The organism is Parazoarcus communis (assembly GCF_003111645.1).
Lineage (GTDB): Bacteria > Pseudomonadota > Gammaproteobacteria > Burkholderiales > Rhodocyclaceae > Parazoarcus > Parazoarcus communis_A.
Window position 1 is genome coordinate 3483895 of record NZ_CP022187.1, and the last position, 22842, is coordinate 3506736.

General features: G+C 67.5%; 22 protein-coding genes. 2 read left to right on the forward strand and 20 right to left on the reverse strand.

The window, feature by feature from the left end:
• The first annotated feature begins 1 nt into the window (after nt 1).
• Complete coding sequence (locus CEW83_RS15900) at nt 2-805, forward strand: lysophospholipid acyltransferase family protein (RefSeq protein ID WP_234418863.1); 804 nt, start codon at nt 2-4, stop codon at nt 803-805.
• Nucleotides 806-818: 13 nt separating this feature from the next.
• Entirely contained in the window at nt 819-1574 is a 756-nt protein-coding gene (locus tag CEW83_RS15905) for a glycosyltransferase family 2 protein (RefSeq protein WP_108950210.1), read from the forward strand.
• A 35-nt stretch (nt 1575-1609) separates the two neighbouring features.
• Here CEW83_RS15905 and CEW83_RS15910 read toward each other — a convergent pair whose 3' ends face one another.
• The 20 genes from CEW83_RS15910 to CEW83_RS16000 form a co-directional block, all read right to left on the reverse strand.
• Entirely contained in the window at nt 1610-3337 is a 1728-nt protein-coding gene (locus tag CEW83_RS15910) for a sensor domain-containing diguanylate cyclase (protein WP_108950211.1), read from the reverse strand.
• 94 nt (nt 3338-3431) lie between these two features.
• Nucleotides 3432-4736, reverse strand: coding sequence for a cation:proton antiporter (locus CEW83_RS15915; protein ID WP_108950212.1), 1305 nt, complete (start codon nt 4734-4736; stop codon nt 3432-3434).
• 7 nt (nt 4737-4743) lie between these two features.
• A complete protein-coding gene (gene fabG, locus CEW83_RS15920; RefSeq protein ID WP_108950213.1) occupies nt 4744-5466 on the reverse strand; it encodes a 3-oxoacyl-ACP reductase FabG in 723 nt (240 codons plus the stop codon).
• A gap of 16 nt (nt 5467-5482) precedes the next feature.
• Nucleotides 5483-5944, reverse strand: coding sequence for a hydroxymyristoyl-ACP dehydratase (locus tag CEW83_RS15925; RefSeq protein ID WP_108950214.1), 462 nt, complete (start codon nt 5942-5944; stop codon nt 5483-5485).
• Nucleotides 5941-6738 carry a beta-ketoacyl synthase chain length factor gene (locus CEW83_RS15930; RefSeq protein ID WP_108950215.1) on the reverse strand — a complete coding sequence of 266 codons (798 nt, stop codon included), beginning with the start codon at nt 6736-6738 and terminating at the stop codon, nt 5941-5943. The genes CEW83_RS15925 and CEW83_RS15930 overlap by 4 nt, the downstream gene beginning before the upstream one ends.
• Nucleotides 6735-7940, reverse strand: a complete 1206-nt coding sequence (locus tag CEW83_RS15935; protein WP_108950216.1) for a beta-ketoacyl-[acyl-carrier-protein] synthase family protein — start codon at nt 7938-7940, stop codon at nt 6735-6737. The genes CEW83_RS15930 and CEW83_RS15935 overlap by 4 nt, the downstream gene beginning before the upstream one ends.
• A gap of 48 nt (nt 7941-7988) precedes the next feature.
• On the reverse strand, nt 7989-8702 hold the full coding sequence (locus tag CEW83_RS15940; RefSeq protein WP_108950217.1) for a class I SAM-dependent methyltransferase: 714 nt from the start codon (nt 8700-8702) through the stop codon (nt 7989-7991).
• Nucleotides 8699-9514, reverse strand: a complete 816-nt coding sequence (locus CEW83_RS15945; RefSeq protein ID WP_108950218.1) for a polysaccharide deacetylase family protein — start codon at nt 9512-9514, stop codon at nt 8699-8701. Before CEW83_RS15945 ends, CEW83_RS15940 begins: the two co-directional genes overlap by 4 nt.
• 56 nt (nt 9515-9570) lie before the next feature.
• Complete coding sequence (locus CEW83_RS15950; RefSeq protein WP_108950219.1) at nt 9571-11787, reverse strand: patatin-like phospholipase family protein; 2217 nt, start codon at nt 11785-11787, stop codon at nt 9571-9573.
• A 4-nt stretch (nt 11788-11791) separates the two neighbouring features.
• Complete coding sequence (locus tag CEW83_RS15955) at nt 11792-12451, reverse strand: hypothetical protein (RefSeq protein WP_108950220.1); 660 nt, start codon at nt 12449-12451, stop codon at nt 11792-11794.
• A gap of 10 nt (nt 12452-12461) precedes the next feature.
• Entirely contained in the window at nt 12462-14846 is a 2385-nt protein-coding gene (locus tag CEW83_RS15960; RefSeq protein WP_108950221.1) for an MMPL family transporter, read from the reverse strand.
• Entirely contained in the window at nt 14843-15409 is a 567-nt protein-coding gene (locus CEW83_RS15965; RefSeq protein ID WP_108950222.1) for a LolA-related protein, read from the reverse strand. Before CEW83_RS15965 ends, CEW83_RS15960 begins: the two co-directional genes overlap by 4 nt.
• On the reverse strand, nt 15406-16368 hold the full coding sequence (locus CEW83_RS15970) for an acyl-CoA synthetase (protein WP_108950223.1): 963 nt from the start codon (nt 16366-16368) through the stop codon (nt 15406-15408). Before CEW83_RS15970 ends, CEW83_RS15965 begins: the two co-directional genes overlap by 4 nt.
• Complete coding sequence (locus CEW83_RS21240; protein ID WP_199915137.1) at nt 16365-16691, reverse strand: 3-hydroxyacyl-ACP dehydratase FabZ family protein; 327 nt, start codon at nt 16689-16691, stop codon at nt 16365-16367. The genes CEW83_RS15970 and CEW83_RS21240 overlap by 4 nt, the downstream gene beginning before the upstream one ends.
• Nucleotides 16688-18046, reverse strand: coding sequence for an AMP-binding protein (locus tag CEW83_RS15975; RefSeq protein WP_199915138.1), 1359 nt, complete (start codon nt 18044-18046; stop codon nt 16688-16690). Before CEW83_RS15975 ends, CEW83_RS21240 begins: the two co-directional genes overlap by 4 nt.
• Before the next feature lie 9 nt (nt 18047-18055).
• Nucleotides 18056-18715, reverse strand: a complete 660-nt coding sequence (locus CEW83_RS15980) for a hypothetical protein (protein ID WP_108950224.1) — start codon at nt 18713-18715, stop codon at nt 18056-18058.
• Nucleotides 18715-18999: a phosphopantetheine-binding protein gene (locus CEW83_RS15985; protein WP_108951472.1), complete on the reverse strand. Its 285-nt coding sequence runs from the start codon at nt 18997-18999 to the stop codon at nt 18715-18717. Before CEW83_RS15985 ends, CEW83_RS15980 begins: the two co-directional genes overlap by 1 nt.
• Nucleotides 19000-19192: 193 nt before the next feature.
• Nucleotides 19193-20818, reverse strand: a complete 1626-nt coding sequence (locus tag CEW83_RS15990) for a B12-binding domain-containing radical SAM protein (RefSeq protein WP_108950225.1) — start codon at nt 20816-20818, stop codon at nt 19193-19195.
• Between the two features lie 171 nt (nt 20819-20989).
• Nucleotides 20990-22570: a beta-ketoacyl synthase N-terminal-like domain-containing protein gene (locus CEW83_RS15995; RefSeq protein ID WP_108950226.1), complete on the reverse strand. Its 1581-nt coding sequence runs from the start codon at nt 22568-22570 to the stop codon at nt 20990-20992.
• Nucleotides 22567-22833: a phosphopantetheine-binding protein gene (locus CEW83_RS16000; protein WP_108950227.1), complete on the reverse strand. Its 267-nt coding sequence runs from the start codon at nt 22831-22833 to the stop codon at nt 22567-22569. The genes CEW83_RS15995 and CEW83_RS16000 overlap by 4 nt, the downstream gene beginning before the upstream one ends.
• Nucleotides 22834-22842 lie beyond the last annotated feature (9 nt).

Consider the following 22842-nt stretch of genomic DNA (forward strand, 5'->3'; position numbering starts at 1 on the left):
CGTGAGTGCATCAAGCCCCCGCCGGTTTCCGGCACTCTATGAGTATTTCTGTCTCTATTTCGGGCTGTTTGCGCTTGGCGTGCTGTGCCTGGGATGGTCGCTGCTGGCCGCCATCCTGCATCCCTTCATGCGCGACGGCGCGGCGCGCCGGCTGGGGCGGCGCGCGATCACCGGCGTGTTCCGCATCTACCTGTTCCTGCTCGGGGCGCTGGGCGCCTGCCGCTTCGACATCAGCGAACTGGATGCGCTTAAGGATCAGGGGCCGATGATTCTGGCGCCGAACCACCCCTGCCTGCTCGATGCGGTGATGGTGATCGCACGCCTGCCCAATGTGGCCTGCATCATGAAGGCATCCCTGATGAAGAACGTCTTTCTCGGCGGTGGCGCGCGGCTTGCGCGCTACATCCCGAACGGCCGGCCCTTGCAGATGGTGTATGCCGCCTGCGAGGCGCTGTCCGCGGGCGGCCAGTTGCTGATGTTTCCCGAGGGAACGCGCACGGTGCGTGCACCGGTCAACGAGATTACGCCCAGTGTGGCGCTGATCGCGCGACGTGCGAAGGTGCCGGTTCAGACCATCATCATCGAGACCGACTCGGACTATCTGTCCAAAGGCTGGCCCTTGTTCCGGCGTCCGCCGATGCCGATTCACTACCGCGTGCGGCTTGGCCGGCGTTTCGATCCACCTGCCAATGCCACGACGTTCTGTGGCGAACTCGAGGCTTACTTCGCCGAGGAGCTTGCGCGCGCACGTTTCGTGCCGCCGCAGTTCGCCACCGAGCGCCCGAGCGCGGCGCACACACTCTGATCCGGCCTCGCCCATGACGTCCTCCTCCACCCATGCGGTATTGATTCCGAGCTACAACCCCGGCCCCAAGGTGTTCGACACCGTGCGCGAGGCGCGCGCGCAGTGGGCGCCGGTGTGGGTGGTGGTGGACGGCAGTACCGATGGCACCGACGTGCAGCTGCAGGCGATGGCCGCGGAGGACGAGGGGCTGAAGGTCTTCGTGCTGCCGGAGAATGGCGGCAAGGGGGCTGCCGTGCTGTACGGCCTGGACGAGGCGGCGCGGCAGGGCATCACCCATGTGCTCACCATGGACTCCGACGGCCAGCATCCTGCCGCCCTGATCCCGCACTTCATGGCCGTGTCCGCGGGCGCGCCCGAGTGCATGGTGCTTGGGCGTCCTGTGTTCGATGCCAGTGCGCCGCTGTTGCGCGTGCGCGGGCGCAAGATCTCGAACGCCTGGGCCAACCTGGAAACCCTGTGGGTGGGCATCGGCGATTCGCTTTACGGCTTTCGCGTCTATCCGGTAGCGCCGCTGCGCGCGCTGATGCAGGGGCAGCGCTGGATGCGGCGCTTCGATTTCGACCCGGAGGCGGTCGTGCGTCTGGCCTGGCGCGGCGTGAAGCCGATCAACATCGATGCGCCGGTGAAGTACTTCAACGCGGACGAGGGCGGGGTGTCGCACTTCAATTACCTGCGCGACAACACCTTGCTGACCTGGATGCACTGCAGGCTGCTGCTCGGCTTCATCCTGCGCCTGCCCGTGCTGCTCTGGCGTCGCGTGCGCGGCTGAACTCCCCGGCCGGTGTCAGTACGCCGTCCGCACGCTCACGCGGGTTCGGCCCTCGCCTCAGGGTCGTCCGCAATCCTTAACCGGTTTCTGCCTTCGGCCTTGGCGGCGTAGAGCGCCTTGTCGGCACGCTGCAGGATGCGCTCCATCGCGTCGCCACGCCCGGCGAGACAGGCACCGACGCTGACCGTGATCGAGGTTTCGTCGGCGAGCTGAATGCCGGTTTCGATGCTGTTGCGGATGCGCTCGCCCAGGCGCGCAAGGGTGTCGTGATCGCAAGGTGCGAGCAGGATCAGGAACTCGTCCCCGCCCCAGCGCGCAGCGCAGTCGTAGGGGCGGATGCTGGCGTTGATCAGGCTGCCGACTGAACGCAGCGCCTCGTCCCCGGCCGAGTGCCCGAGGAAGTCGTTGATCTGCTTGAACTCGTCGATGTCGATCCAGATCAGGCCGAAGCGGCTTTGCTCGCGTTCGGCGCGTTTGACCTCGGCGTTGATGCGCTCGGTAAAGCCACGGCGGTTCAGCAGCCCGGTCAGGGGATCCACACTGGCCAGCCGGTGCAGCTCTTCGGTGCGCGCGGCCACACGGTGCTCAAGTTCCTGCGTGTGGCTGCGCACGGATTCGGCCATGGCGCTGAAATGACCGGAGAGACGACCGATCTCGCCTTTTGCGGGCGGCAGCGCGAGCGGGTTGAGGTCGCCGTCCCGAACCCGCAGCATGGCGTTCTCGAGGTTTGCCACCGGATTCAGCACCCATCGGCTGAGGATGTAGTTGAACAGCAGCAGCGCCACCACCAGCGTCGCGGCAAAGATGAGCAGCACGCTGGTGAAGCTGTGCAGCGGCATCAGCACATCGAGGTCGAGCATGGTGACTTCGTACCAGTCGAGCTCCGGCAGATAGGCCACGCCCGCGAGGTAGCGCTTGCCCTCGTAAGTGACGAAACGGCTGATCACCCGGGTGTCGTGTTCGCGTTCCGGGCCGGCCCCGGCAAGCTCGCGCATCGCGGCGCGGATGAAGGTGCGATCCTGCCCGTCGCTGAGCAGGCGATCGATGGTGATTTTTTCACCGTCGGTTTTGACGATGCTGGCGTAGTCGATGTAGCGCAGGTCGCGATGCAGCTGGATCGCGCCATTGTGGTCGACGAAGAGGGTGGTGATGCCGGGTTGGGCAAGCTGGACGATGTCGCGGATGAAGCGGTCGAGGTCGAGTCCGGTGCCGACCACGCCAAGGGTCTCGTCGCCGTCGCGGATCAGGACGTCGATCCAGAGCTTGGTCATCCCGAGGAATTCGTCCTTGTTGACGTTGAGATGGAATTCGCGGCCCTGACGGATGATTTCGTAAAACCAGCTGTCCGATGGCGTCGTGGGGCTCAGATGATAGCGGAGTTGCCGACCGGCGTAGTCGTTCTGGGCGTTGTTGTGATAGTAGGCACCCGATGCGCGCAGCGCGGCAAAATAGCTGCCGTCCTGGAAGTTGCGGCGGAAGGTCTCCATCTCCGTGATCGCTTCCTGCATGTACGCAGGATTGTCGGGCTCCTTCGCCCAGCGCCGGATGAGTTGCGAGTGCGCCATCTGCCGGGAAAGCGCGATTTCCCGGATCAGCGGCTGCAGGAGCCGGGCGGAGTCGTAACGCACCTGGGTTTCGACCAGACGCACGCCCCATTGCTCGATGATGCCTTCGGCAATCCGCTGAAATGCAAACCAGCTCGCACCGGAGGCGATCAGGATGATGGCTGCGGCGAGGATCAGGAAGCGGGGCTTCAGATTCATTTGGCGGAAGGGCTGCTAAAGTCCCTTGAGATAAGCGGGTCAAGGTAGCACATAAGGATGCAGTGGTTAAACGCCGGGTACAGGCCGGACATGCTCATTCGCGCACCCTCGGCGGCAGTGGGTGACCAATCGCCGGGAGCCAGATGCGAAGGCACGGGGTGGTCAGTATGGTGCTGAAGATGGCCATGATCACCAGCATGGTGAACATGGTCTGCGAGATCACACCGAGATCGTAGCCGACGTTGATGACGACCAGCTCCATCAGCGCCCGGGTATTCATCATGATCCCAAGAATGCCAGCCTCGCCGTGAACTAGTCCGCAACGGCGGGCCGCAAGGTAGGATCCGCCGAACTTTCCGAGTGTGGCGAGTGCGATCACCAGCGCACACCAGCCCCAGTCGGCAAGGCTGTCGAGACTGCCGATATCGGTGCGCAGACCGGTATAGGTGAAGAAGACCGGCAGAAAGAAGACGCTTACGAAATGCCCGACGCGCGTGTTCCAGGCCTCGCGCAGGCCGTGTTCGTCGTGCAGGATCACACCCATCAGGAAGCCGCCGAAGATGGCAAAGATGCCCAGCTGATAGGTGCACATGCCGGCGCCAAAGATCAGCGCCAGCAGGAACCCCATCAGATTGGGCGGCAGCCGGCCGCGACCGGGGCGGGCACGATGCACCAGACGCTTGACCAGCGGGCGCACGACGAACCAGCTCAGGCCGAAGAACACCAGGACCAGCACGATGCGGGTCAGGAAGTCGAGCGCATCGAGCTGGGCGGCAGCAAGGGTGGAGACCAGCGCCAGCAGCAGCCAGCCCACCACGTCGTTGATCGCGGCTGCGCTGATCGCGATCACCCCGAGCGGGCTGCGGGTGAGCTGGAACTCGATCATGATGCGACCAAGAATGGGCAGCGCGGTGATCGAGAAAGCGGTGGCCACGAACAGCCCGGACACCAGGGGGTCGGCGCCCGCAGGTTGCAGCGGTGTGGCCAGCCAGCCGAGGGCGAAACCGAGGGCAAAGGGCAGCGTCAGCCCGGCGCTGGCGACCCATGCCACCGTATGGCGGTGCTTGCGCTCCGTGAGGTGGCTGAAATCGAACTCGAGCCCGATCTGGAACATCAGCAGCAGCAGACCGATCTGGGACAGGATCTGCATCGGCTCGGGGGGTGCGCTGCGAAACACGATGTCGAACAGCCCGGGCGCGAGCCAGCCGAACAGCGAAGGGCCGAGCAGGATGCCGGTGACGATTTCGCCGACTACGGAGGATTGCCCCAGCCGCAGCGCAATCTCGCCCCCCGCACGCGCCACCAGGATGATGACCGCCAGCTGCATCAGGGTGAAGAACAGCAGTGCTTCGGTCTTGTGCACGCCGGCGGCGTTCAGTGCATTGGCGGCGGTGCTCATGGGAGGTTCAGATCATGCCACCGTTGATTGAAATGACCTGGCCGGTGATGTAGCCGGCCTGTTTCGAGGCAAGAAATCCGACCAGATCGGCCACCTCTTCCGCACGTCCTGCGCGTTTCATCGGCACCATGCGACCGATGGCCTCGGCATCGAAGGCGGCTTCGCTCATCGCGGTGTCGATGATGCCGGGGGCCACCGCGTTGACGGTGATGCCGCGGCTCGCCAGTTCCAGCGCGAGCGACTTGGTGGCGGCGTGCAGCGCCCCCTTGGCCGCGGCGTAATTGACCTGGCCGCGATTGCCGGTGAGCCCGGCGATCGAGGTGATGTTGATGATGCGTCCCCAGCGGGTGCGGATCATCGGCATCGTCAGCGGCTGGGTGAGGTTGAAGAAACCGTTGAGGCTGACGTCGATGACGCGATGCCATTGCTGCGCCGACATGCCGGGAAACACCGCATCGTCATGGATGCCGGCATTGTTGACCACGACCTGGATCGGCCCTTCGGCAAGCAGCATCCCGATCGCCGTCGTTGTGGCTGCGGCATCGGTGAGATCGAAGGCGACGGCCTGGGCATGTCCGCCCCCACTGCGGATGGCGGCGGCAACGTCCTCGGCGGCGTCAAGCCGGCGGTTGGCATGAACGAGCACGGCGTAGCCGTCGGCTGCGAGGCGCTGGCAGATCGCGCGGCCGATGCCGCCGCTGCCGCCACTGACGAGTGCGCGAAGGGTCATGATCGGGTATCCGGAGTCAGGAAGGAGAGGGTGCGTGGCCGAGCACCACCGCGACACGCCCCTGTACCAGCGGGCGTTCGGCGGCGGAGACGGTGAAGGCGTACAGCAGGGTGCGCGCGTCGGCCGACAGGCGTTCGGCGCTGATCGTCAGCGCGCCTTCGATGTCGTCGAGGCGATCGACCATGCAGCTTACCCCGCGCGCGCTGCCCAGAAAGCCGGGGGCGGGGGCCGTCGCTGCCGGTGCCGCATCCGCCAGCAGCGCGCCATGCACTGCCATGGCCTGCGCGGCATACTCGATGGCGTTGAGCGCGCCAAGGCGGTCGCCGCTGCGCAGCGGGTTGTCGGGGGCATGGTGGCTGAGACTGGTGCAGCGGATGTGCTCCGCATCCCAGGCCTCGACGGCGTCGAGCAGGCACATCCTGCCGTGGTGCGGAATGTGGGCGGCGATCCAGTCGCGGTCGGGCAGGGCGGTGCTCACGCTGTCAGGCTCAGTTCGAGGCGCAGGTCGTCGAGATAGTCGATCACCACCTTGCCGCTGCACCCCTGCGCCAGCAGCGCGAGGAGGGGCAGGCCACGGGCAGCGGGGGTGCCGCTGCGTACCGCGTCCATTTCGGCGTCGGGCAGGGTGTCGGGCGCGGCGTCGCAAAGCTCGCCGAGCTGCAGGCGCGGGGCGTCGTTGCCCCTGGGGTCGAGCAGCAAGGCCATGGCGAAGGCGTCGCTGACCTGGCGTGCTGCTGCCAGCGGCTCCGGGTAAGGGTGGTCGTACACCAGCAGCAGCACGGGCTGGGCGAGTTCGTGCGCAAGGGCGAGGGCCTCGATCAGCCCGGCGGCGAGGCTGCCGTCGTAGGACGAAATGATGGTCGAGGTCGCCATTGCGCCGGTGGCGATCCCCCAGTAGCCGGAGGCCGCATTGTTGACCGAATTGTGGAAGCGGGTCGGTGAAATCCGCCGGTCGTCGCTGGCCAGTGCCTCGCAGATGGCATGGCAGTTCGCACCGTCACCGCCGGCAGAGGCGAACACCGTCGCCAGCCGTGACGCATCGGCACCTGCAGCATCCACGGCCTCGACGCCTGCGCACAGCGCCAGCTTTACCACGGCGCCGACGCGGCGGCGTTCGGCGGGTGGCAGTACGCCGGGGCTCGGGATGCGGGTGGCGACAGGTGACCACGGCACGTTGCCTGCAAGCACGGCGCGGGCCTCGGGCCAGTTGTCGAAACCGGGGCCGATGAGGCCGACGCTGCGAATCGTTGCCGAGAGTGGCTTGGCGTTCATGATGTCTTCCCACCTGCTCGCGACAGGATGAGGCTGCAGTTGGTCCCGCCGAAACCGAGCGAGTTCGACAGGACGTGGCGCAGCGGCGCGTGCTGTGGCACCTGCCGGTAGGCAATGTCGATGGCCGGGTCCAGGTTGCGGGTGCCGGGGCTGCCGGGGATCAGCCCGTCGCTCAGTGCCAGCGCACAGAACACGGCTTCCAGCCCGCCCGCGGCGCCCAGCGTATGGCCGGTGGCGCCCTTGGTCGAGCTGGCCGGGGTTGCATTGCCGAACAGCTGGCGCACGGCGGCCCCCTCGGCGCTGTCGTTGCTTGGCGTGCCGGTGCCGTGCAGATTGATGTAGTCGATATCGGCAGTCGCCAGCCCGGCGCGCGCGAGTGCCTGCTCCATGGCCATGCGCGCACCCAGACCGTCGGGGTGAGGCGATGACATGTGGTGGGCGTCGCTGGATTCGCCGTAGCCGCTGAGCAGGATCGCATCGTCTGCAGGGTGGGCCGGCGCACGTTCGAGCAGGGCGAAGGCGGCGGCCTCTCCAATCGAGATCCCGCTGCGTGCGGGGTCGAAGGGGCGGCAGGGCTCGGGCGCGACCAGTTCGAGCGAATTGAAACCGTAGAGCGTGGTCAGACACAGCGAATCGACGCCGCCGACAATGGCCGCGTCGACCAGGCCGAGCTCGAGCAGGCGGGAGGCACTGGCGAAGACCTTTGCGCTCGATGAGCACGCAGTGGAGATCACCCAGGCCGGACCGCCGGCGCCGATGGCGTGGCGCACGAACTCGGCAACCGAGAAGATGTTGTGGCTGCCGCGGTAGTGGAAATCGGGCGGCAGCGCGCCGCTGACCGGGTCGCGTCGCCGGTACGCCAGTTCGGTTTCGAGAATGCCGGAGGTGCTGGTGCCGAGCAGCACGGCAACTCGCTTCGCGCCATACCGGCTCACCGCGTCGATCGCGGCATCGATGAATCCGTCCTGCATCAGCCCGAGCAGGGCCAGGCGGTTGTTGCGGCAGTCGTAGTCGGCCAGCGCCGGCGACATCACCACGGCTTCCAGGTCCGGTACGCGACCAATCCAGGTGTCGAGCGTGATGGTCTCGAAATCGCAGTGGCGCAGGCCGCTCCGGCCTTCGGCCAGCGCTGCGCGGGTAGCGTCCAGCCCGGTGCCGATGCAACTGGTGGCGGTATGGCGGGAGATGAGCAGAGGTTTCAACGCGCGTATCCGGTGGAATATGAACGGATTCTAACAAACCGGCCGGTATCAGGCGTTGCGCCGGGCGAGCAGCAGGGTGTTGGCAAACGGCGTGCCGGCATCCATTGCCTGTGGTGTGACGCTGAAGCCGAGCTGTTCGAGCTGCGCCTGCCACGCTGCCGCGGGGCGGCAGTAAAGGGTCGGCAGGCGGTGGCCGCGTACGCGGGTGACAAGCTGATCCACCCAGGTGCACAGCAGGAAGGGCAGTCCGGCTGCGGCGTCGCCGACACGCATGATCAGCGTGCCTTCCGGCGTCAGCGCGTCGCGCACCCGCTCCAGTACCGCGTTCTGCGCAGCGGTTTCGATGTAGTGCAGGGAGTCGAGGATCACCACCACGTTGACGTCGCCAAGCGCCACGTCGCGGATGTCACCCTGTTCCACCACCGCGCCCGGCGGCAGCGCGGGGCGGGCGCGCTCGACGTCCCTGGGCATGAGTTCGATGCCGCGATAGGCCTGGAGCTGCGGTGCCACAGGCCAGTCGGCAGGCCAGTCGCCCGCGGCGTGCAGGCGGGCCGCCGCCGTGAGCCAGTTCGACAGCAGTCCCTGGCCGCAGCCGAGGTCGACGATGCGCGCCTGCCGCGGGAAGGCGCCATTGGCCAGCAGGCTGAAGAACACCGGGTCGCGGCCGAGCTTGCCGCGGGCAAAGTGCCAGGCGAAGTGGCCGGCCTGGCGGTAGGGGGCAGTGGCGGCGTCAAGCAGACGTTTGCGGAAGGACGAACTCATTGCAGGGCTTGGCGAAGGGTGACGGGGCGGAGATTGGCCGCGCGGATGGTGTCGAGCAGGGGCGGCAGCACCTCCAGGATGACCGCCCGCCGTTCGGGCGTGCGTGCGCAGTGGCCGTCGTGCAGCAGCAGGATGTCGCCGGCGGCGAGATCGCGGGTGAGGCGGGCGAGCACCTTGTGCGGCTGCGCTTCACGCGTGTCGAACCCGCGCCGCGTCCAGCTCGCGAGCTGCAGTCCGAGTGCGGCCAGCACGGGCTCCAGAAACGGGTTGCGCAGGCCGGCCGGGGCGCGGAAGAACCGTGGCGGGCTGCCGGCCAGCGCGGTGAGCTGCGCCTGAGCCTCGCTCAGATCGTGACGGATGCGCTTCGGGCCGAACAGCGAGAAATGGTGACGGTGGCGGTGCGAGTGGTTCTCCACCGCGTGGCCACGACGCACGATCTCGGCAATCAGGTCGGGGTAGGCTGCGGCGCGCTCACCGATGCAGAAGAAACTGGCGCGCGCCCCGTGGCGCTCGAGCAGCTCGAGCACCGCCGGGGTGATCGTCGGTTCAGGGCCGTCGTCGATGGTGAGCGCGATCTCGCCGCGGGCAATCGCCGCTTCGGGCAGGCGGGTGATGTTGGGGCCGAGCAGCCGGCTGCGGGGCCACAGGCCGGCTGCGGTCAGCGCGAGGTGGCTGGCAACGACGGCGGCCAGTGCCCAGGGCCAGCTCTGTGGCCAGATCAGCCATGCGGCAAGTGCGCCCGGATGCAGGATCAGGGTGGCAGTAATCAGCGGGGTGGGCCGCCACGGGCGGCTGGTGTGCGGGGTATTCATGTGGGCGCGATTGTAACCGCCTGCGGCGTCTGCATCGCTCGTGCGCTGCGCATTGCTCAGGGTACGCCGATGACCAGGAACAGGGTCTTGCTGCCCTTGTCGCCCACACCGAACCCCAGGTAGGCGGGCCCAAGCGCGGTGTTGGCCGAGAGGAAGACCGAGGTTGAGTAGCGCCGGCCCGAGCTCTCGCTGGCGTTGAGCAGCTTGTCCATGCGCCCGCTTTCGAGGCTGCCGCCGAGGAAAACGCCGGAGCCGAGGATGGCCGGCAGCCGGATGGCGCGGTTGCGGTATTCGAGGCGAACAAAATCGTACTGCGCCCCGAGAAACTCCCCGAAGCGATAGCCCGACAGGCGCAGCGGCCCGCCGAGCTGGAACAGGTCCTGTCCTGGCAGGCCGTTGTCGAAGCTGGTGCCGGCCTCTGCACTGATGCCCAGCGTATGCGGGCCCTGATTGAGAAACACCTGGCCGTGACCTTCAAGCAGCGAGTAGTCGAGCTTTGTGCCGTCGCGCTGGCGCGCCTTGATGGCGGTGAGACTGAGCGCATAGCCTTCGCTGGCGAGGCGCACACGGTCGAGCTGGTCCACCAGCAGGCGGACCTGCAGGCCGGTGGTCTCGTAGTCGCCGCCGGCGACCAGCGCCGTGCCGGTGTCGCGGGTGTAGCTGCCCTTGCGCCACACCGGGCCGGCCCGCAGCATGCCGACGGTGCCGAAGTTGTAGCCCAGGTCCATCCCCACCGTGCCCTGTTCGAAGGCGTAGGTCGCGATGCGTTCGCTGTTCACGTACAGGCTCTGCTTGTAGGTCTCCGCCGACACATAGGGCTGGACGAAGGCGCGTCCGGCGGCGTCGAGCGGCTGGTAGAACTCGGAGCTGATGCGGTTGCGCCAGCCGATCTTGAGTTCGGTGGCCCATTCCGCGCCAAGCGGATTGATCCAGGTCTTGCGGTGCTGCACGATCAGGTTGTACTGGGAGTCGCCAGTGAAGTCCGAGGCCACGCCAAGACCGAAGCCGAGGTAGTCCGGGCCCCAGCTCTTCTCGCGCGGACTCACGATCAGGGTGCGGACGCCGTCCTGCGGGGCGATGCGGTAGTCGATGCCTTCGAAGTCGCCGCGTCCGTAGATGCGGCGCATGTCGGCGGCCAGGGTTTCTTCGGACAGGGTGTCCTCGCTCGCACTGTGCATCAGGTCGCGCAGCACGGCATCGTTGGTACGCTTGAGGCCCTCGAAGCGGATCTGTGCGACCTTGCCCAGACCGTTGCTGGCCAGCGTCTGGCTGCTGCGCAATGCGAGGTATTCGTCTTCGGGCAGGCTGTAGCGCCGCAGGGTGGCGGCAAGGGCCTGCGCCGCGTCGCGCCCGCGCGCAATGGCTTCGGGCTGGCGCTCGAAACTGCCCGAGGTGATGTCGCCCAGGTCGGGGGCGATCAGGATGTCGTTTTCGCCGAGGGTGGCGAGTTCGGCGTCGACACGGCTCTTGCCGAGCAGGTTGATGAGCTGGCCCGTGATGGAGAAGGCCGAGCTGAGTTGTTCGCGCTTGAGCAGGGTCGACTGGATATTGACCGCAATCACCACGTCGGCGCAGGTCTGGCGGACCAGGCCGATGGGCAGGTTGTTGGCGATGCCGCCGTCGACCAGCAGCTTGCCGTCGAGCTCGACCGGTGCCATCACGCCCGGAATCGCCATGCTGGCCCGCATCGCCTGCGGCAGGCTGCCGTGCTCGAGGATGACGGCGTCGCCGGTCTCGATGTCGGTGGCGACGGCCTTGAACGGAATCGGCAGATCGGCAAAGCGCTCCACGTCGGCCACCGGGCGGGTGAGGCGGCGCAGGAAGCTCTCGATCTCGACGCCGCTGACCAGACCGCGGGCCGCGGCAATGCCATTCGCCTTGAGTCCCAGTTCGACTTCGCTCAGGCCCTTCAGCGCATCGGCCTTGCGCCTGATCGACTGCTCCCGGCGCGGCGGCTTGTCGTTGAACACGTCGTCCCAGTCGGTGGCGACGACAGCCGCTTCGAGATCGTCTGCGGACAGGCCCGCGGCATAGGCGCCGCCGACGATGGAGCCCATGCTGGTGCCGGTGATGCAATCGACCGGAATGCGCAGGGCCTCGAGCACCTGCAGCACGCCGATGTGGGCGGCACCGCGGGCGCCGCCGCCGGACAGGGCGAGGCCGATGCGGGGGCGCTGGGGCGGTGCATCGGCGAATGCCGGCAACACGCTGGACAGCATGAGAAAGGCAAGCAGCACAAGGCTTGCCGGGCGCAGCAGGGTGGGAGTGGGCATTGCGTCAGGGCGCTTGAAGCGGATGGAGCGGGAGATAGGATTGCCACAGTTGAAGCCAGGTCGGCCAGTCGTGGCCCCCGGCGATACGACAGATCTGCGCTGCTGGCAGCACCGCGGCCATCAGCGCATGTCCGCCGGAGAAACGGTCGTCATTGCCATAGCCCAGCCACACCGGTGGCGTGCGGGTGCGAGCCGCGTCCCGCAAGGCGCGCCAGCCGCGGCGCTCGTCGTTGGCGGCGAGGCCGTCGTCGGCCTGCCATGCTGAGAGGCCGCCAGCCGCGGCGATTTCGCGGGTGATGCTGCGGTTGCCGGGATAGGGCGCGAGCAGCACCAGCCCGTCGCTGCCACCGGGGTGCAGATCGGCATGCATCAGCGCGGTGATTCCGCCAATCGAGATTCCGCCGGTGAGAATGTGCGGATACATCGCCCGCCGCGGCGCAATGATTTCGGCCTCGACGCGGGTGGCAAGGCTGCCGTCGCAGACCGCTGCCAGATCGCTTTCCACCAGCACCAGGTCGATGGCTCGGCCGCTGGCGTGCAGGGCCGCGCCGAAACCGGCGTCGATGAAGTCTGCCGGTTTGTCGTAGGCGCCTGCGAGCATGACCAGCAGCGTGGGCGCCGCGACGCCGGCTGCGGCAGGCAGGCTCAGGGTGTTGAGCGTCATCGCAGCGGGCTCAGGGGCCGGGTGGCAGGGGGCGGCGCGGGCTGAGCATGGCCGAGAACACCAGGGCCAGGATGGCGCCCGGGCCGACGGTGATGCCGATGGCCTGCAGCACCGGCACCTCGGAAAAGGCCAGCAGTCCGAAACCGGCTACCGTCGTGAGATTCGCAAACAGCAGGGACGCCAGTGTGGCCGGGCTGGGCGCGGTGTTGCCGCCTTCGCCGCGATCGAAGAACAGGGCGTAGTTGGAGCCGACCGCGACGATCAGCAGCAGGCCGACCAGATGCAGCAGGATGAGTTGCTTGCCGGCCAGCGTCAGCGCCGCGACCACCACGAGAATCGAGGCGGCCAGCGGCAGGGCGACGCGGATGACCCGCATCGGATTGCGCAGGAAGACCAGCAGCAGGGCGAGGATCGCGAGTACGCCGCCGAGCGAGAGCTGGATGGCTTCGCCCAGATAGCCGCGGTAGAGCGTGTCGGATTCGTGCTTGAGATCGAGAAAGAGCGCCGGCGAACCATCGGCCGGAGAGGGGGCGGTGGCCAGTTCGGCGCGCACCGCCGTGGCGTCGATCAGCCCCGCCTGGCGGCCTTCGGTCGGCGCGCGCAGCGGAAGCAGCGCACGTACGCCGTGGTCGGTTTCAATCAGCATGGCGTCAACGGCGAGCGCGAGCGAGGTGCCCTCCATCGAGGCGCGGTTCAGCAGCGGGCGCTGGCGCGCGGCCTCCACTTCATCGAGAAAGGGTTGCAGGCGCTCTGCACGCAGCGGCAGATCCGCGCTGGCCTCCTGCAGGCGGGCGGAAAGCGCATCGCGCTGCGGCAGGCTGTTGATGCGGGCGCGCTGGGTGGCCAGGCTGGGGAGGAAGCGCGTGGCGCTGTCCCAGCCACTGATGAGGCCTGCGTCCTGCAGTCGGTTCAGTGCCGGAGCCAGTGCTTCGGCAGCCTGCAGTGCGGATTCGGCATCATGCCCGTCGACCACGATCAGATAGCGCACGTCGGGTGCGCCGAGTTCGCTGCGCAGGCGCTGGTCGAGCACCTGGTCGGCGATCGGTACCGGGCTCAGTGCGAGCAATTCGCTGTTCCAGATGGCCTGACGCTGGATCGCGATCAGCGCCAGGCTGCTCAGGGCCAGCGTGATCACCAGCCAGCGCAGGCGGGTGGCAGCCGACACCAGCCCGGCGAGGCGCCGGCCGAGCGGGCTCACGTCGCGCAGACTGAAGTCGGCCGGCAGCATGGCCGGGAGCAGGTAGCGCGTCATCAGCGCCGCCGCGATGAGGCCGGCAAGGGAATACAGGCCGAGCTGGGCGAGGCCGGGAAAGCCCGATGCCAGCAGGGCGACGAAGCCGCAGGCCGAGGTCAGCAGGCCGAGGCGGATGGTGGGCCAGAAGCCGTTCCTGCTGTCCTGCGGCTGCCCGCGCTGCACGAAAAGATAGATGGCGTAATCCACCGCCTCGCCGATCAGGGTGGTGCCGAAGCCGAGGGTAAGGCCGTGCACCACGCCAAAACCGAGGCTCACCGCGGCGATGCCGGCCAGGGTGCCGGTGATCACCGGCAGCAGGCCGAGCAGCAGCACCGGCACGGAGCGGTAGATGATGAGCAGCAGGACGATGATCAGGCTGCTGCCGATGGCGGCGATGCGGGTGACTTCATCCTTGATGGTGGTGCGCGACTGCACCGAGAACACGCCGGGCCCGGTCATGTCGAGGCGGATGGCGTTGCCGTTCCGGTTGTTGCCGTACTCGCTGACGGCCTCGTCGAACGCGGCGCGGATGGCGTTCATCGCGGCCTCCTGGGCGTCGATGTCGGAGCCGGAGGCGCGGCTCATCGCCAGCAGCAGGGTGGTGTCGCCATTGCGCGAGATCCACACGTCGCCATCGCGCCGCGGCTGCTCCGCGCTGTCGAGTGCGCTCAGCAGCTGCATGAGCTCGCCAGTGGGGTCGCGGGCGAGCAGGGGTTTGGCGAGCAGCCCTGCGGGGGAGGCGAGCAGGTTTATCGAATCCTGCAGTGCGCTGCGCAGGCCGTCGACGCTGAACCGTTCCGGGGTGACCGCGCTGCTGAGGGCGTAGCGATTCTCGAACAGCCAGCGCCGGTCGGCCTCGAGGTGTACCGCTTCGCCATTGTTGACCGCGGCGAAGCGCTCGTCGGCGCGCAGGGCTGCGGCCATCCTGCGCGACACCTCGCTGCGCCTGGAGATGCTGCCGCCTGACAGGCCGATCAGGGTCATCCGCGACACCATGCCGTCGCGCAGCTGGTCGACGAGCAGCTGCTGTTCCGGGGTCGGGCTGCGGGGCAGGAACACCGACATGTCGGCGGTGAAGCTGGCGCGGGCAACGATCGTGGCCAGCACGCCGACAATGGCCAGCCACATCAGGAAGGCGGACAGGCGCGGGCGCATGCTCATCGCGGTACCGGCTCGATACGCATCTCCGAGCGATCTCCATCGGCCTGGAGAATGTCGACCGCGCGCACTTCGCCCCGGCTGCCGCTGATGCTGATGCGCAACACCACCTTCGCCACCGCCGGATCGGACGGCAGCAGATCGAGCGCCCACTGCGTGGCATTGCCCGACAGCGACAAGGCATAGCTGCGCTCGAGCGTCTTGCGGTCACCGGCCAGCGTGGCGCGGATGCTCGCGATCAGCGCGGCGATTTCCGGGTAGTCGCGCAGGCGCAGGCTGTGGGTCTTGCCGTCGCGGGTGAGGGTCAGGGTGTCGCCATCGAGCACCATGGACTCGCGCACCGGCGTTTCGGTGTGGCGCTCGAGCCTGGCCGGCGCTCGGTAGACCAGTTCGCCGGTCGTGCTCAGGGGCTGGTCGAGGATGGCCAGGTGGCGGGTTTCGACGAAGCGCACCCGCCCGCCGCCATTGGCGGCGAGGGCCTTCATCAGCTCGGCGACATCCCAGCCCGCGGCATGGGCGGGGCCGGCAAGGAGTCCGATCAGGAGTGCAAACAGGCGGACGGTCATCGTGATTGAGCGGATCCGGTCGGACCGAAGTCGTTCCAGAAATCAAAGAAGTTGAACCAGTTTGACGGCGCGTCATGGCAGCAGCGTTCGAGTGCCGCAGCGTAGGCCTGCATGGCGGCATCGATGGCAGCTTCGCGGTCGTGACGTCCGACCGCGCTGAAATCGGCGATCGGTTCGAAACGGATCGTGTAGCGGTTGCCACCGTGATACAGGCCGGCCATGAAGATGATGCGGGCGCCGAGCATGGCCGCCATCCGGAACGGGCCGATCGGCAGATCGGCGGTGGTCCCGAGCAGTTTAACCGGTCTGCGCATTTCGTCACCCAGGCTGCGGTCGGCGAGCACGCCCACCAGTGCGCCGTCCTCGATCCGGGCGTGAATTCTGAGCATGGCGTCGAGCTTGCCCAGCGCAATCACCTCGGGGCTGGCGGAGGGGTTGAGTGCGGCAAGCAGGGTGTTGATCCGGCGCGCATTGTCCTCGAACATCGCCAGCGCGACCTTGAGTCCGGGCTGGGTGCGACCGATTGCGCGAATCACTTCGAAGCTGCCCACGTGAGCGCCGAACAGCAGCGCACCTTCGCCGCTGGCGATCTGGTCGCGGATCAATGCTTCGCCCTCGATACGGATGTCGAACAGGTCGAAGCGGTCCTTCAGCAGGTAAACGCGGTCGTGAATCGTCGCCGCAAAGCTGAACACCTGACGGTAGCCGTCGCCGATACGTGCCGGGCGACCGAGCGCACGCGGCAGGTAGGCGCGTGAGGCGCGCCGTGCGGAGGGGGCGAAGAGAAAGAAATAGGCGGCGATCAGGTGCAGCACGACGCGCCCTGCGGGACGCCCCAGGCGCAGCGACAGCCAGGCCATCAGGCGCAGCATGGCCATGTTGCTGCGCTCGGGCTGTCTCGCCCACTCGGCGCTGGCGGGCACACTTGCCGCGCGCTCGGAGGTCGGTCGCGCGCTCATCGGTCTGCTGCGGGGCTGGGCGCAGGGGTGAAGCTGCCGCTGGCCACCGCCTGACCGTCCGTCGTGTCGATGGCAAAGGCAATGGCGCCGCTCGCTGCAGGTGCCTTCCAGTTCAGGAACACGGCCTCGCCGGGACCCACCGGGCGGATGAACTTGACGTTTCCGACCTGCCACAGCGGGCGTTCGAGCTGCAGCGCACGCGCCAGCGCGCAGGCTGCCTCGTCGAGCAGCACCACGCCGGGCACGATGGGCTGTCCCGGGAAATGGCCGGCAAAGGCGGGGTGGTCGGGGGCGATGTTCAGCGCGCAGCGTCCGGGGCTCATGCGCTTTGCTCCCGGCTGGCGCGGTGCGCCTGCAGCAGGGCTTCACAGGTGTCGCGCGGCAGCTTGCCGGTGGCGTTGCGCGGCAGGGCATCGAGAAAGATCAGCGGACGCGGCATGAAGGCCGGGTCGATGCGCTCGCGCAGGGCGGCGCGCAGGCTTGCCGGGTCGATGCCGGGTGCGACGACGAAGGCGGCGAGGCGGGTGATGTGACCATCGCGTTCGCCGTCTGGCAGGTGAAAGCCGCCGTCGCGCACACCGCTCACGCCCAGCAGTTGCTGGTTGAGGTAACCGAGCGAGGTGCGCTTGCCGGCGATGTTGATGAGGTCGGCGTTCCGCCCCCTGAGCAGGAATCGACCGTTGCGGGTCTGCTCGATGACGTCGGACATCGGCACGGCGATCTCGATGTGGCCCCCGTCTGCCCAGGTCTGACCGTCGCGGTCCTCGAGCCGGATATCGGGAAACAGCGTCCATTGCTCGGTCTGCGCGCTGCGCCGAGTGGCGATCTGGCCGGTTTCGGTGGAACCGTAGATCTCGAGCAGCGGCGCCTGCAGGCGTTCTTCTGCCGCCTGGGCCAGCTCCAGCGGCAGCGGGGCGGTTGCGGAGACGACCAGTGCGACCGGTGTCAGGTCGATGCCTTCGTCGAGCAGGGTGCGCAGATGGAAGGGCGTGGTGATCAGGGCGGCTGGCGCCGGTGTGCTGGCCAGGGCCGCAGCGATGTCGGCCGGGTAGAAGGGGCGGCCGGCGTCGAACGCGGCGCCGCTCTGCCAGGCCACCAGCACGGTGGATTCGAATCCGTACATGTGCTGCGGCGGCACCGTGCCAATCAGCGTGGCGGGCCGCGCGGGATCGAGCCCGAGCGCGACGCCCTCGGCGCGGACGTTGATCACCAGCCGACCCCAGGTCTTGCGGTGCGGCACCGGCGTGCCGGTGGAGCCAGAGGTGAATACCCAGGCCACCAGTTGCGCGGCATCGAGCCGGGGTATGGCAGGCATCGTGGCGGGCACGTCCTGCGCCTCGCACAGGGCGGGGAAGCGCACCGTCGGCAGCGACAGCTGAGCGGGGTCGCCATCGGTCAGAATCTGGCAGTCGGGCGCGAACGCGGCGAGATGGCGCAGGGTTTCAGGCGTGTAGGTCGACGGCAGCAGGCTGACCCTGCCGGAGATCATGCTGGCGGCAAGGCCCACGGCGAAGCGGTAGCGGTCGGTGCATACGTTGAGGATGTGACCGCAGTCGGGCAGCACTGCGGCAACCCGCTCGATGTCGGCGAGAAAGCGGCGCAGGCTGATCGCTTCGCCATGGCGGCGGGCGACGACGGCATCCGGGTCGGTGTGCGAAACGAGGGGGAAGCTGGACACGGGTTGAGCTCAGGCTGCAGGTGGCGTGACACCACGCGAGGCATGGATGAAGGCGCGTACCGAGTCGGCAAGGCCGGTGCGCAGGGCGGGCGGGAGCACGGCCATGCGCACTGCAAACTCGACGACGAACATTGCGGCGATGAGGATCGGGGTCAGCAGGTTGATCAGCAGCGACCAGGCCTGCATCGAACCTGCAAAGAACAGCAGCGTGGATGTCGCCGCAATGGCGACGAAGAACAGGGTCCACGCCAGCGTGGCGCGCCGGGTGTAACGCAGCAGCGCCGGCGCCAGCTCTCTGCCGTGGACGATGCGTGCGAAGCGGGTGATCATCGGCTCGGCGCCATCGGACAGGCTGCGCCCGAAGCCGATCGCCAGCAGCGAGAAGGCGCCGAAGTGCTGGATGAAATAGATCCATTCGAAGCGCGATTCGACCAGTGGCCAGGCGCGCCACAGCAGCACCACAACGGCGGTCCACAGCATCAGCGCAAGTGCACGATGCTTGCTGCGCACTGCCAGCCCGAAGGCGATCGCCATGTAGGGCACAACGGCCACCAGGGCGCCAAGCGTGCTGGGCTGGTCCGGTGCGGTGGTGAGGTGGGCGAGCAGCAGATAGGCGCCGAACGCGACGGCCAGCAGCAAGGTGCGGCCGAGGCGCATGCCGCGGGTCATCAGGATACCCGGTGGGCAGCGATGTAATCGGCCAGGCTGCGCAGCGAAGAGAAAATCTTCAGGTTGTCCTCGTTGTCGGCGCGCAGCGAGAAGCCGAAGCGCTTGGATACGACCAGCGCGACTTCAAGGATGTCGATCGAATCCAGCCCCAGCCCTTCGCCGTACAGCGGCGCATCGGCTTCGATCTCGCCGGCGGCGATCTCGAGGTTGAGGGAAGAAACGATCAGCTCCGCGACTTCGGTCAGCAGTGCAGCATCAGCGGAGGAGGATGTGGTGTCGGTCATCATGGATCAACTGGCAGAAACGTTCGGTCCCGGTGCGCTTCGTGATGGCCTGCGCGCGGGCTGGCCGTCGGGTCGCGACGGGTGCAAAGGGGGAATGTTAACTGGCGTCTGGCGCCAAGGGTGAATTTTCGCTTTTTTGTGGCGCCAGTGACAGGGGGCAAGGCCCGGATTTACCTGATGTTTCCACCCGGACTCAGGCCGACTGCGCGATCTCGATGATGCGGCCGGCTGAGGGCGGAAGCTGTGGCCTGGGCTTGCGCGACACCTTGACCGGCGACATCGCGGCAATCGCATCGGCCTGCAGTTCGGGGCTGAGGAAGGGCGACAGGCCGCGTGGCTGGCGCGGGTGTGGTGCGAAGCTGTGCTTGGCGGCTTCGAGTTCGGCCTTGCCGGCGCTGAAGTAGCGCGCGGCCTGGATGATCTGCGGCAGGTGGCGTACCACGTGCCACAGGCTCCAGCGGTGCTGCCACAGCTTCTTCGAGAAGCGGCGGCGGTAGGGCTTGCTGTCGTAGTAGCGGCGCACATGCCAGTTGTAGAGTGCGTCCATTTCTTCGCGCGATTCGAAGCCCTTGGGCTTGAACACGAAGTTGAGGCAGTTCATCAGGCGCCAGTCCTCGTCGAACTCGCCCTCGGCGCCGGACACGCATTCGTCCCAGATCGGTGCGCCGTACATCGGGCTGAACTTGGTCATGTTCATCTCGTCGAGATCGAGCGAGAGGATGAAGTCGCTGGTCGCCTTCAGGGTTTCGGGCGTTTCGCCCGGCAGGCCGAAGATGAACAGGCCCTTGGCGCGCAAGCCGGCGGCATGGATCTGCTCGACGGTCTTCCTGACTGCGTCCAGGGTGACGCCGGTCTTGTGTCTTTCCATCATCGCCGGATCGGCCGACTCGATGCCCATCGACACCATCAGCGCGCCAGCGCGCTTGAGCAGGGCGAGCATTTCGTCCGAGGTGTGGCCGGTGCGGATCGCACAGTTGAAATCCACGCCGAGCGGCTGGGAGATGAGCAGTTCGCACAGTTCGTGGATGCGCTTCTTGTGTGCGGTGAACAGGTCGTCGTAGATGTTGATGTGATGCACGCCGAAGTTGTCGCGCAGGTGGCGGATGTGGTCGTGCACGTACTGCGCCGAGTTGTACTTGTACAGGCGCTCATACACCGTGCGGTCGCAGAACGAGCAGGTGTAGGGGCAGCCACGCGAGGTGATCATGGTCGCGCCCCAGCGCTTCTCGTAGGAGAACAGCGGCAGGTGGTAGCCATGCGGGAAGCCGGCGAGCTTCTCGTAGGCGGGGAAGGGTAGTTCGTCGAGGTCGAGGATACGCGCACGACGCGGGTTGATCACGATGTTGCCGCCGCCGTCACGGTAGATGATGTTGGCGATGTCCTTGTCGGCCATGCCTTCGGCCACATCCAGAATGGCGCCTTCGCCCTCGCCGATGCACAGGTAGTCGATCTCGGGGAAGTGGTCGAGCAGCGGTCCGCCTACCGACGAGGCATGGACGTTGCCGAAAAAGGTCTTGATGTGCGGATGCCTGCGCTTGATCTCGGCGGCCATGTCCACCGCATCCATGAAACCCGAGGTGGTTGCGGAAAAGCCGACCAGTTCAGGCTTTGTGGCGAGAATCTGCTCGATGTTGGCTTCCAGCGACGGGGGGGCGTAAGGCCCGAGGCAGTCGTGGAGCTGGGTGGGGTGGCCGTGTTTCTCCAGCCACGAAGCCAGTTGCAGGATGCCGATTGGCGCCATGCGATTGGCGAGGACCGAGAAATCGGGCTGCCCGGGCACGAAGTTGAACCCGGCGGGATGAACGAGGGTTACGCGCATGTTCGGAGCTCTCTGTGTTGGCGGTGCCCGAAGGCAGGCTTGTTCTACCCGGATTGTGCGGCATTTCCAGTGTCCAGATAAGGGTTATATGTCCCCGCGCTGGAAAAATATGCAATCAATTCATCCGTCTAGGCAGGGCCTGATCACTGCAGGCCGCGCGAAAGCGTGGTTTCAGCCGCCGAGGCGACGCCATTCGCAGCGATGCTGCGCCGCGCCCGGTTCCACGATGCCGATCAGCACATGGCGATGGCGGCCACAGGCAAGCCAGGCACTGGCGAGCTGCGCCATGCGCTGCCACAGCAGGGCGCTGTCGTCCGTGCCGGGCAGGTAATAGAAGGCATCCAGTCCGGGCAGGCGCTTCTGCACGGGCAGGGCGGCGAGCACCGCCTGGGTGGCGAGAAAATCGAAGGGCATGGGCGCTTCGCTGCGCAGGCACAGGTCTTCGAGCACGCGCGCAAAGGCCTGGCGCGGGCCGCTGCGCGAGGCGACGAGGATCGCGGTGGAGCCGGCATGCTCATCCGGTGGGGCACAGGCATCGACCCCTGCGAGGCACAGTTCGGCGAGCGCGCCGGCGCGGCGCAGCGGCGGTGCGGAGATCGCAGCGGCAACGGCGCGCGCACGCGCGTTCAGTTCTGCGCTGTCGAGTGCGAGCGCGATGCGGGCGCATTCGTGTGCGGCGATGGGCCGTGTGCCCTCATCCGTGCACGGTTCCTTCGTCTGCGCCGACGTGGCGGCTGGCGACGCCCTGAGCACGAGGGCGCCAATGCTGCCGCCGAAGCCGACGAGATTGAGCAGGAGGTGCCGGGGTGGCTGCGCCCGGCCATCCAGCACCGCCAGCAGCAGGCTGAGCTCGGCCACGCCGCTTGCGCCCAGCGTGTGCCCGAGACGGTGCTTGAAGCTGATGGTGGACGGGCGGGCGTCGCCGAACACCGCGCTCACTGCGCAGCTTTCGGCCTCGGCGGTGGCGGCGAGATCCCCGCCGTGCAGCTTGAGCAGGTCGATGTCGTCGGCGCGCAGTCCGGCATCGGCCAGTGCCGCATTCATGGTGGCGCGAATCACCCGGCCGTCGGGCGCGGGGCCGGTGGGTGAATGACCATCGACGCCAAGGCGGCAGGCGGCAAGCTCCCAGCCGCTGTCTGCGTTCGCGCTCAACAGCACGCCGGCCACCGCTTCGCCGAGCACCAGGCCCTTTTCGCCCGCCTGGCGCGCGAGCAGGCCGAGTCCGGCAAAGCCTGCCAGCGTGGTGTCGTTGGCCAGCTCGATACCGATGACGAGGGCGCGGTCGATCACGCCCTGGCGGATCAGGCTGGCTGCGGCATCGATCGCGGCAAAGCCCGAGGTGCAGGTGGTGGACACCGTCCATGGCGTACCCGCAATGCCGAGCCAGTCGGCGACCTGCTGCGGGAAGGCCGCGGCATCGGCCGGCATGTCGATCGCGCCTCGCGTGCGCGCGGCGTGCTCGAGCGCCCCCATCTGCAGCGAGGATGAGGCGACGAACAATGGCGTGCCGGCCCAGTCCGCTGCCGGCAGGGCTTGCGCAAGGTCGCTGCCCACGCGGGTGATGGCGGTGCATGCGCGGGCGCTCCAGTCGGCGTCATCCACCGCCATTGCGAACCAGGGCCAGGCTTCGCCGAGTACCTTGCGTTCGCCGGGGGCGCAGGCCGGGCGCGCGAGTGCGGCGGCGGCCTCGTGCGCGCGCTGGCCCAGCGTCGAGCAGTGTGCGACGGCGGCTATCCGCACGGTCCGCGTCATGGGCGGCTGGCGATGAAGGCGTCGAGCTGTTCGGCCAGGTTGCTGACGCTGGAGAGGATGCGGCGTGTCTCCTTGCTGTCGGTCAGGCGCAGGCCGTATTTCTTCTGGATGGCCATCGACAGCTGCAGGGCGTCGAGCGAATCCAGCGCCAGCGGTGCTTCGGGCCCGAACAGGATTTCGTCGTCGGTGATCGACGCCGGGTCGCAGTCCTTGTCACAGGCATCGACGATCAGTTGCTTGATCGCATGTTTGAGATCGTTCATCTTGGCTCG

Excerpts from the sequence above, each read along its gene's own strand:
- CEW83_RS15995 (WP_108950226.1), bottom strand. The coding sequence starts at position 22,570 with ATGACGCGGACCGTGCGGATAGCCGCCGTCGCACACTGCTCGACGCTG.
- CEW83_RS15905 (WP_108950210.1), top strand. The coding sequence starts at position 819 with ATGACGTCCTCCTCCACCCATGCGGTATTGATTCCGAGCTACAACCCC.
- CEW83_RS15950 (WP_108950219.1), bottom strand. The coding sequence starts at position 11,787 with ATGCCCACTCCCACCCTGCTGCGCCCGGCAAGCCTTGTGCTGCTTGCC.
- CEW83_RS15965 (WP_108950222.1), bottom strand. The coding sequence starts at position 15,409 with ATGACCGTCCGCCTGTTTGCACTCCTGATCGGACTCCTTGCCGGCCCC.
- CEW83_RS15960 (WP_108950221.1), bottom strand. The coding sequence starts at position 14,846 with ATGAGCATGCGCCCGCGCCTGTCCGCCTTCCTGATGTGGCTGGCCATT.
- CEW83_RS15915 (WP_108950212.1), bottom strand. The coding sequence starts at position 4,736 with ATGAGCACCGCCGCCAATGCACTGAACGCCGCCGGCGTGCACAAGACC.
- CEW83_RS15955 (WP_108950220.1), bottom strand. The coding sequence starts at position 12,451 with ATGACGCTCAACACCCTGAGCCTGCCTGCCGCAGCCGGCGTCGCGGCG.
- CEW83_RS15930 (WP_108950215.1), bottom strand. The coding sequence starts at position 6,738 with ATGAACGCCAAGCCACTCTCGGCAACGATTCGCAGCGTCGGCCTCATC.
- CEW83_RS15970 (WP_108950223.1), bottom strand. The coding sequence starts at position 16,368 with ATGAGCGCGCGACCGACCTCCGAGCGCGCGGCAAGTGTGCCCGCCAGC.
- CEW83_RS15990 (WP_108950225.1), bottom strand. The coding sequence starts at position 20,818 with ATGCGCGTAACCCTCGTTCATCCCGCCGGGTTCAACTTCGTGCCCGGG.
- CEW83_RS21240 (WP_199915137.1), bottom strand. The coding sequence starts at position 16,691 with ATGAGCCCCGGACGCTGCGCGCTGAACATCGCCCCCGACCACCCCGCC.
- fabG (WP_108950213.1), bottom strand. The coding sequence starts at position 5,466 with ATGACCCTTCGCGCACTCGTCAGTGGCGGCAGCGGCGGCATCGGCCGC.
- CEW83_RS16000 (WP_108950227.1), bottom strand. The coding sequence starts at position 22,833 with ATGAACGATCTCAAACATGCGATCAAGCAACTGATCGTCGATGCCTGT.
- CEW83_RS15940 (WP_108950217.1), bottom strand. The coding sequence starts at position 8,702 with ATGAGTTCGTCCTTCCGCAAACGTCTGCTTGACGCCGCCACTGCCCCC.
- CEW83_RS15980 (WP_108950224.1), bottom strand. The coding sequence starts at position 18,715 with ATGACCCGCGGCATGCGCCTCGGCCGCACCTTGCTGCTGGCCGTCGCG.
- CEW83_RS15910 (WP_108950211.1), bottom strand. The coding sequence starts at position 3,337 with ATGAATCTGAAGCCCCGCTTCCTGATCCTCGCCGCAGCCATCATCCTG.
- CEW83_RS15945 (WP_108950218.1), bottom strand. The coding sequence starts at position 9,514 with ATGAATACCCCGCACACCAGCCGCCCGTGGCGGCCCACCCCGCTGATT.
- CEW83_RS15985 (WP_108951472.1), bottom strand. The coding sequence starts at position 18,999 with ATGACCGACACCACATCCTCCTCCGCTGATGCTGCACTGCTGACCGAA.